Source organism: Gracilimonas sp., assembly GCF_035704785.1.
Lineage (GTDB): Bacteria > Bacteroidota > Rhodothermia > Balneolales > Balneolaceae > Gracilimonas.
Window position 1 is genome coordinate 1 of the sequence record NZ_DASSWP010000175.1, and the last position, 8,654, is coordinate 8,654.

Here is an 8,654-nt window from a genome sequence, read left to right on the forward strand (position 1 = left end):
GATGCCCTCGTAACAGACGAGAAGATCGACTATGGAAGTTTTTCCTGGGATGCAGTCTTTATCAGTGAAACAAAGATTGATGATGAAGGCTGGACTCTTGAGGTCTCCATTCCCTTTCGACAGTTACGCTTTCCAGAAGGTGAAGAACTTGAATTCGGCCTGATGCTTTCCCGTATGATAAACCGAAAGAATGAGCGAGTACTATGGCCTGCTATTGGGATGGAGTATGGCGGAAGCTTTGGGGTACTGGCTGCGGCTTCTCAATATGGAACCCTGAAAGGGATCAAAAATATTCGTCGCGGAAATAATATCGAGCTTAAACCTTATATGATCTCCGGTGTGCAAGAAGTTCGGCCGGATCTTCAAAATGAACAGACTGAAACTGATTATACCTACGATATTGGCGGTGACTTAAAATGGGGAATCACTTCGAACCTAACCCTGGATATGACTGTTAACACGGATTTCGCACAGGTAGAATCGGATAATGTTCAGTTGAACCTCTCCAGATTCAGCCTTTTCTTCCCTGAAAAGAGGGAGTTCTTCCTTGAACGAGCCGGATTGTTTGAACATGGTAACAGCCGTTCGACCCAGACCTTTTTCTCAAGAAGTATCGGTCTGTCGAATCAGATCCTGGCCGGAGCCCGGATGACCGGACAAGTCGGCAGGTTTTCGATCGGAGCCATGAATATCGAAACGGGTGATAAACTTAAGCAGGTATTCGGGAGTCAGTCAGTCAATAACTCTGTTGCCCGGATCCGAACCAACATATTTCCGAGAGCCACGGTGGGCAGCATCGTCACTAACGTGGAGCAAGTTAATGGTTACAACCGTGCACTTGGCTTTGACACTAAATATCGTTTCTGGACCTCAAGTGAATTCAATGCCTGGTACACAAAGGTCTGGGATGACACCGATCTACTTAATGATCAGGCAGGCCATACAAGCCTACAGCTACAGAACGACATCTATGAGGCAGGTGGATCCTTCACAAGCGTTGGTGCAAATTATGCACCTGCCCTCGGGTTTGTCAGAAGACAGGACATGAGACAATATTCCGGAAACCTCGGTTATAACCCCACCGTTGAGATCGCAGCCATTCCTGGTATTCGCCGATTCAATTTTGGGACATCCTATGAGTACATCGAGGGACAGGACAGAATTAAGCAGTCTGCATACTGGTCCGGCAGTATTACCGCAGAATTCAGAAGAAGTCAAAGGGTAACACTTACAGCAAACCGTGAATTTGAACGATTGTTCAGCCCGTTTTCCATTCGGCCAAATGCCATCATTTCTGCCGGTGACTATACCTTCGATCAGATCAGTTTCAATATGGCAACTGATGAAAGTCAGGCCGTTTTTGGGTCTGCATCAGCAACCTTTGGTGAATTTTTCCATGGTACCCGAAATGATTTCAGTGCAAGTATCGGATTCCGTCAATCTAAGCATTTGCATCTGGAAGCTGATATTGACCACTCTATCATTGACCTTCCGATCGCAAACGGTGAGTTTGATGCAACTACCATATCAACTTCTATTTTGGGGGCAGTAAGCCGTAAGCTCTTTGCCAAAGCCCTGATACAGTACGATAACTTCTCAAGAGACCTCCAGACTAACATCAGGGTTAACTGGATACACACTCCGGGAAGTGACCTGTTCTTTGTATTTAACACTTCCTATCACCTTACCGGAGATAACGAGATGCTGTTTGATCCGCGCAAAGATCTGATCATGAACAGCAGAGCTGCAGTGGCAAAGGTTACGTATTTGATCATGTTGTAACTAATTCTCACCTCTGTCCGGCCGTTTCCAGCGAACAGGATCTTCCGGCGTTGGGATTATCGGATTGTCGTAATTTTCGAGCAGGCGCATAGCTTCTTTGATCGCTGCTTCCAGCTGAGGATCATGACCTTCGATAACTTTTTTAGGCGTTTGCATCACCTCAATATCAGGTGCAATACCCTCACCTTCCACGTCCCATTCTCCATCCATATTATAGAAACCGCCACGAGGGGCTACAAATCGCCCGCCATCTATAAATGGAGGGGTATCCCAGGTTCCAACTAACCCTCCCCAGGTTGTTGTACCAACAAGCGGTCCAATTTCCATTTTTCGGAATAAGAACGGAAGCAGGTCACCGCCTGAACCCGCACGCTCGTTGATCACCATCACTTTTGGCCCCCATATTCCAGCTCCGGGAGTTGTAAACGGTTTGCGGTCGCCTGCTTTACTGTTGAAAAACCCGTGAAGCTCTCGTGCCATGATATCTACCATGTAATCTGCTGCAGAACCGCCTCCGTTGTTTCGTTCATCGATCACAGCACCCAGCTTATCTTGTTGCGCAAAATAATAACGGTTAAAATATTCATATCCACTGCTTCCGGTATTTGGCACCCAAACATAAGCCAGTTGTCCATCAGACATTTCATCCACCATTCGGCGATTTCCTTCTACCCAATCGCGTGTTCTAAGTCCATATTCGCTGGATATTGGGACAACTGTCACTAATCGTGCCCCGTCAGAATTAGGGCGGTCATTTACCAGCAATTGAACCTGCCGATTCACAGTTCCTTCAAAGGGTTTAAAGAAATTCTCATCAGCATTGATCTCTTTTCCATTCACCGCAAGGATATAGTCGTTCTCACTCACATCAATTCCGGGTCCGGAAAGAGGAGCTCTCAGGTCAGGATTCCAGCTTTCACCCGTATAGATCTTATCGATCCGATAGGCACCATTCTCCAGAGAAATATCCGCACCCAACAAGCCTGCTTGTACATCCTCAAGATCCGGAAAATCTCCACCTGCCACATACGAATGACCCACGGCAACTTCGCCGCTCATAATATCCAGCACGTAATTCAGGTCGGACCGATGTTTGGCATGATCTACCCATGGAGCATACCAATCATAAACCTCATTCCAGGGAGCTCCGTGCATGTTATCCACGTATAAGAAATCCCGCATAAATCTCCAGCCGTCTCTGAATATCTGATGAAATTCTTCCTGAGGATCTACTTTGATCTGAATATCGGAAATGCTCAGGCTTCCATCTCCCGGTTTTTTCTCGCCGGTATCCGTCCCCACAATGCCCCAGGTTCCTCCACTTCGGTACAACATATTTTTCCGATCCTGTGAAACCACTGCTTCATTGATACTCCCCATAAATAAACTGCCTTCGCGTTCTTTCAGGTCATATTTATGAAGACGAGTATCTTCGTTTGGTACAGCTTCCATATAAAAAACATCTCCTCCGGGACCGGGCATCAATCCGGTATAATTTCTTTCGGGGATATCAACAGCAAGAGTTCTTTCTGAAATTCCATCCAGATCGATCGCTACTGAGATTTCTTCTTCCTCATTATCAGATGATTCCTCCTCCTCTTCTGAGCTTTCTTCATCATCACTTTTTGGTAAAAGCGGTGAGGGCACATCATCAGAAAGAACGATCATGTACAAAGCCCGAGTTACAGGCATATTATATGAACTCATATCCAGCCACCCGGTATTGAGGCCATAATTAGTACTCGCTAAAAAGTACAGGTATTTACCATCTTCGCTCCATACGGGTGTAATAGCATCCGACATTCCATCCGTTAGCTGATGGGTTTCTCCGGATTCCACATTGTGTACTTTTACCGCCTTAAACTGATTTTCCAGCAACTTCACATAGGCGATCCACTTACTGTCCGGTGACCAAATGGGATTCAATGTCCTGTTGGGATGTGCATATCCATCCGTATCTACTTTTTTGGCCTCACCGGAGTTCACATTCACATACCATAAATTATAATCGGTATCTGTATAGGCGATGAATTTTCCGTCGGGCGACCAATCCGGACGAAAATAAAAAGTCGGGTTAGGCAATTCGATCATTCTCGGATCTTCCAATCCATATTGATCACCGATCATCAGCGTATATTCTCCGCTACGATCTGAAAACCACGCTACCTGATCCCCCTCGGGCGACCATACCGGATACCGCTCAGCACTGGCCGAAGAATTACTCAGGTTTCGCCAGGTTCCGTTTTCTTTGGGAACCGTGATGATCTCACCCCGAAACTGAAAAACGGCTCTTTTTCCTGTGGGTGAAATGGCGGCATTATCGAGGCTGAATGCATTCGGCACTTCCCACCTCGGGCGTGCCCAATTCATATCGCCGGCAACATTGATTTCAAGCTGTTCGGTTTCCCCGTTTTCAGGATTCAGTAAATGAAGGTAACCGCCCTGTTCATAAACGATCGTCCCAAACCCGGCATCTAATGTCTTTGCATCAAAATCGGAGTGAAAGGTCCACTGCTTTTCTTCACCTGTTTCAGGATTAAAGGACCAGATATTATTCGCAAAATCACGTTCGGATAAATAAAAGACCGAACCGTCATGCCAAACCGGATCAGTATGCCGCTCGTTATCGGTTCGCGGTGTTTGCACCAGTTCATAATTTTCCATATTCACGATCCAGATAGGCTGAGCCTGCCCGCCACGATAATTTCGCCACTCCGGATCCCAAAAAGTAATAGGATTGTATGCCAGATATTTTCCATCGGCCGACATTTCCCCTGAAGCAGCTCTTGGAATCGGTAATACTTCAGGCATCTCTCCATCCAAATTTACTTTCCAAATTCGGTTTAACTGGGTGGGATGTCCATCACGTGAAGAGCGGAATAAGATCTCGTTTTCAGGAGTCCATCCTGTTACCACATCCGCACCGGGATGCCATGTAAGTCGTTCAGGAGAACCGCCTTCTGCCGGAATCACAAATACATCTGAATTTCCATCATACTGTCCGGTAAAAGCGATCATGCTTCCATCAGGCGAAAAGTGGGGGTTGGATTCGCCGCCGATGTTGCTGGTCAGCCGCACTGCATCTCCTCCGGCTTTATCTACCTTCCAGAGATCATTGGCATGCACAAAAACAATACTGCTTTCCGAGATCGTAGGTTCCCGAAGAAGCTGCGTGCCCTGTGCAAAAATTTCAGCGTTTAGAGAAAAAATAATGAGTGAAGTGAGGAAGTATCCTAGTACATGATTCATAATGTCCCGATTTAATTGATGTGCTTCGGGAATATAATGAATCGAGAAAAACGAACAAGTGATTTTGAGGAATCTTTACAAGTACCGTAAGTAGCTGAAAATATTACTTTATCGCTATTCCATGCTTTTATAAAGAATAAACTTATCAGTTTGAGCGATCACCTCAACCGTCTTAAAGATCTTGTCCAGATGCGTTTTATAATTCAGGTGCTGATTAGCCACACATATAAATCGGCCATCAGGTTTCAGCACTTCTGCTACTTCCTGAAATAATTTAACAGACACCTCAATGTTTGTCTCATGGCCAAAATGAAAAGGTGGATTTGAAACCACCAGATCAAAACTGCTTTTTTCCAGCTCATCCAAGGTATCATTCCAATGGAAGTGAGTGTTCTCAGAAGACAGGTTTAGTTTTGAAGAAGCAATTGCCAGCCTCGAATCGTCTGTTAAGTGGATCTCAGCAGTTGGGTTTTTTATTTGAATGGCTCGTGCAATTACCCCGTTTCCGGAAGCTAGATCCAGCACCATTTCGTTCTCTTTAGAAATTTCCAGGTGCATTATCAAGAATTGAGTGGCATAGTCAATATGTCCGCCGGAAAAAACACCGGGATATTGTTTGAGATGTTCTTGGTGATCTTCACTAAAGGAGAATGGGATCTCTTCTATAATGGGATCAGGGGTTTTCTCTTTCTTCTCTTTTAAGGTTAAGATCCGCGACTTTTTCTTTGCCAGGCTTTGATCCACTTCCTCAAAAAACTCGCCCGCAATGGATAACATTTGCGGAGAGAAGTACTTGGTCATAAAGGAACAGATCACGATCCCATCATCAGCTAAAGCCTGGGACACATGTTGCAGGTACAGCTTGAACAGGTCCATGGTTTTGGGAATGGTGATGATACCGATATCCACCGTCTTTGGCAGCTGATCCAGCGGAGAGATGCTTTGTTCGGAATCCCAAGTCAACCCGTTGAGTTCCATGTTCTGTTCAATGGACTTTAGCTGACTTTTTCGGTCAACCACTGGAATGGGATGGTTGTCATCAAGAATAGTACTCAAGAAACCGAAACGATCATTATAAATAGCGATGCATTTATCAGATACATCCAATTCCTCTAGTTTTGCAAGCACATATTCATCCCCGGCATTCCAGGCCTGCAGTGATTTATTTGTGGTTTCAGGGTAGCGTCTAAAGGTATAATCTTTTTCCCGGTAGGTAAATTTTTTCAATATAGACTCATCTAAAACAAGCTCGTCTGTTCTTTATCTTCTTTTTGAGCCTGCTCAATTTTGGGTTCATCGGTGGGTGTAAAGGTCTTAAGCATTTCAGGCATAAAGCGTTTTTCATAGATCCGGCGGGCTATGCCATGCAGAGCTTTTTCACCTCTTGGGGGGATTCGCAAAAAGCCGCTGTCATCTTCATCCAGAAATCCGAAAGAACGAAGATCATTCACGATCAGGTAGGCAAGCTTTTCTGTGACTCCCGAGTTTTTCTCAACATACTCCCGATGCGGCGGTTCCTCCCCACTGACAAAGACCAACCCCAGAACATTAAGTTCAACGTCCGTCAACGGAAATCCTTCACTTCCTTTGGTAAGCAGATCATCCCAGGTCTTTTGAGAATAGTATAACCCAAACCACCACTTGGCTTCTTTAAGCAAATGTCCGCTAAAGGAACAAGCAAATTGCTGTCCCGGCCCTGCTTTACGAGGCTCACCCCGGCTGCGATACATATTTACCATGGTAGCCAGATCCAGTTCATGGATGTTGGGCGGATACTTGAAGTAAAAATCGCTGCGTTTTTGCATGGGATCTTAAGCTGTCTTTATGTTATTGACAGTAGTAAATATAAATCTACAAAAAAAATATTAAAGCAACTGTCATTCTGAGGATACTTCCGAAGAATATTCACGAGACAACTTCAACATAGTTGCAACAGCATATGAAGATCTTTCGGGAGTACCCTCAAGATGACCTCTTCATTATTCCGTAGTCTACTTCCCTTTTTCCTTGATCAGTTCCACCGCCTTATCCATCGTAAAGTCTTCCGGGGTTTCTCCTTTCGGTAAACTTATATTCTTTTTGCCGTGTTTAATGTAAGGCCCATAGCGTCCGGTCATAACTTTGATCGGTTTTTCCGTTTCCGGATGTTTCCCGAGGTCTTTGATCTCATTACTTCCCCGACGGGAATTCGACTTCTGTTTTAGCAATTCCACTGCTCGGTCTAGTTCAATTTCCAGCACACTGTCGGTTTTGGGAATGGACTTGAATTTTCCATCATGAACTACAAACGGGCCATAACGGCCAACCCCTGCTTTCACTACTTTTTCGTCTTCGGGATGCTCACCAAGTTTTCGGGGCAGTTCAAGCAGTTTCAGCGCCAGATCAAGATCCACATCTTTAGGTTCCATCCCTTTGAGCAGGGAAACCCGCTTGGGCTTTTTATTTTCTTCTGTCACCTCACCACGCTGTACATAGGGACCATATCTTCCCGAAAGCAAGAAAATTGGATCACCTGTTTCAGGATCTTTACCTATCGGCTTATCCTCTTCTTCGGATAGCCTGATCAGCTCATCTAGTTTTTCTCTGGTTATATCGCTTGGATCCATATCATTTGGGAGTGATGTGGTTACATCCTCCCCATCTTTTTCCATGCGTGCATATGGCCCAAATCTTCCGACAGCCACTTTAATTCCTTCAAGACCTTCCAGTGGCAGATCTAACAACTTAGCTTCCTGTGGATCGATCTTATCTTCCTGCGTATCCACTTTAGCTCTCAGGCCATTTTCACCTTTATAATAATCGGCAAGATATTTAACAGGATCCTGGGTTCCTGCCGCCACGGCATCCAGTTTATCTTCCAGCGAAGAGGTGAAATCACTATCCACCAGATCAGGGAAGTGTTTTTCCAACAGAGATGAAACCGCAAAGGCCGTAAATGTTGGGATCAACATTTTACCTTCGCTTTTTGCATAACCACGATCCTGTATCGTACTTATAATAGAAGCGTACGTACTTGGCCGCCCAACACCTCTTTTTTCTAATTCTTTAACCAAAGTCGCTTCTGTAAATCGCGCCGGAGGTTTGGTTTCGTGACTTACGAAATTCAGATCGTCCAACGCGGTTGAATCCCCTTCGTTCATTGAGGGAAGAAAGTTCTCCTGATTTTCCAGTGCGGCTTCCGGATCATCACTTCCTTCTACATAAGCACGGAAGAAGCCCGGGAATAAGATCTTTTTACCACCGGCTCGGAAATCAGCATCGGTTCCGTTATGCGTAGCACGGATAGTAACGTTTGTAAATTCAAGTTCTGCTTCTGCCATCTGTGTAGCAATGGTTCGCTTCCAGATAAGGTCGTATAACTTAAATTCCCGGTCTCGTAATCCGGCTTTGTCAGGTTTCACAAATCTTGATCCTGACGGACGAATTGCCTCATGGGCTTCCTGTGCCGACTTCCCTTTTTTGCTGTAATTTCTAACGCGTTCAAACAGATATTCATCACCGTATTCTTCTGTAACTGCATCACGGGCAGCGCTAATGGCCTGACCTGAAAGCTGGGTTGAATCCGTTCTCATATACGTGATAAAACCTTTTTCATATAATTTCTGAGCCACGCTCATCGTATC

General features: G+C 45.2%; 5 protein-coding genes. 1 reads left to right on the plus strand and 4 read right to left on the minus strand.

The window, feature by feature from the left end; all coding sequences use genetic code 11:
• On the plus strand, positions 1-1,782 hold a 1,782-nt coding region (locus tag VFM80_RS10195), incomplete at its 5' end, for a DUF5916 domain-containing protein (RefSeq protein WP_395071723.1).
• On the opposite strand, the gene VFM80_RS10200 is transcribed toward VFM80_RS10195, so the two are convergent.
• The 4 genes from VFM80_RS10200 to VFM80_RS10215 form a co-directional block, all read right to left on the minus strand.
• Complete coding sequence (locus tag VFM80_RS10200) at positions 1,783-5,031, minus strand: S41 family peptidase (RefSeq protein ID WP_395071724.1); 3,249 nt, start codon at positions 5,029-5,031, stop codon at positions 1,783-1,785.
• A gap of 114 nt (positions 5,032-5,145) precedes the next feature.
• Positions 5,146-6,258: a class I SAM-dependent methyltransferase gene (locus VFM80_RS10205; RefSeq protein WP_395071725.1), complete on the minus strand. Its 1,113-nt coding sequence runs from the start codon at positions 6,256-6,258 to the stop codon at positions 5,146-5,148.
• 11 nt (positions 6,259-6,269) lie between these two features.
• Entirely contained in the window at positions 6,270-6,836 is a 567-nt protein-coding gene (locus VFM80_RS10210) for a hypothetical protein (RefSeq protein ID WP_395071726.1), read from the minus strand.
• Between the two features lie 186 nt (positions 6,837-7,022).
• A partial coding sequence (locus VFM80_RS10215; RefSeq protein WP_395071727.1) for a DNA topoisomerase occupies positions 7,023-8,654 on the minus strand: 1,632 nt, incomplete at its 5' end.

What these genes read in the sequence shown, in the direction of transcription:
- VFM80_RS10200 (WP_395071724.1), bottom strand. Translation starts at nt 5,031, where the DNA reads ATGAATCATGTACTAGGATACTTCCTCACTTCACTCATTATTTTTTCT.
- VFM80_RS10210 (WP_395071726.1), bottom strand. Translation starts at nt 6,836, where the DNA reads ATGCAAAAACGCAGCGATTTTTACTTCAAGTATCCGCCCAACATCCAT.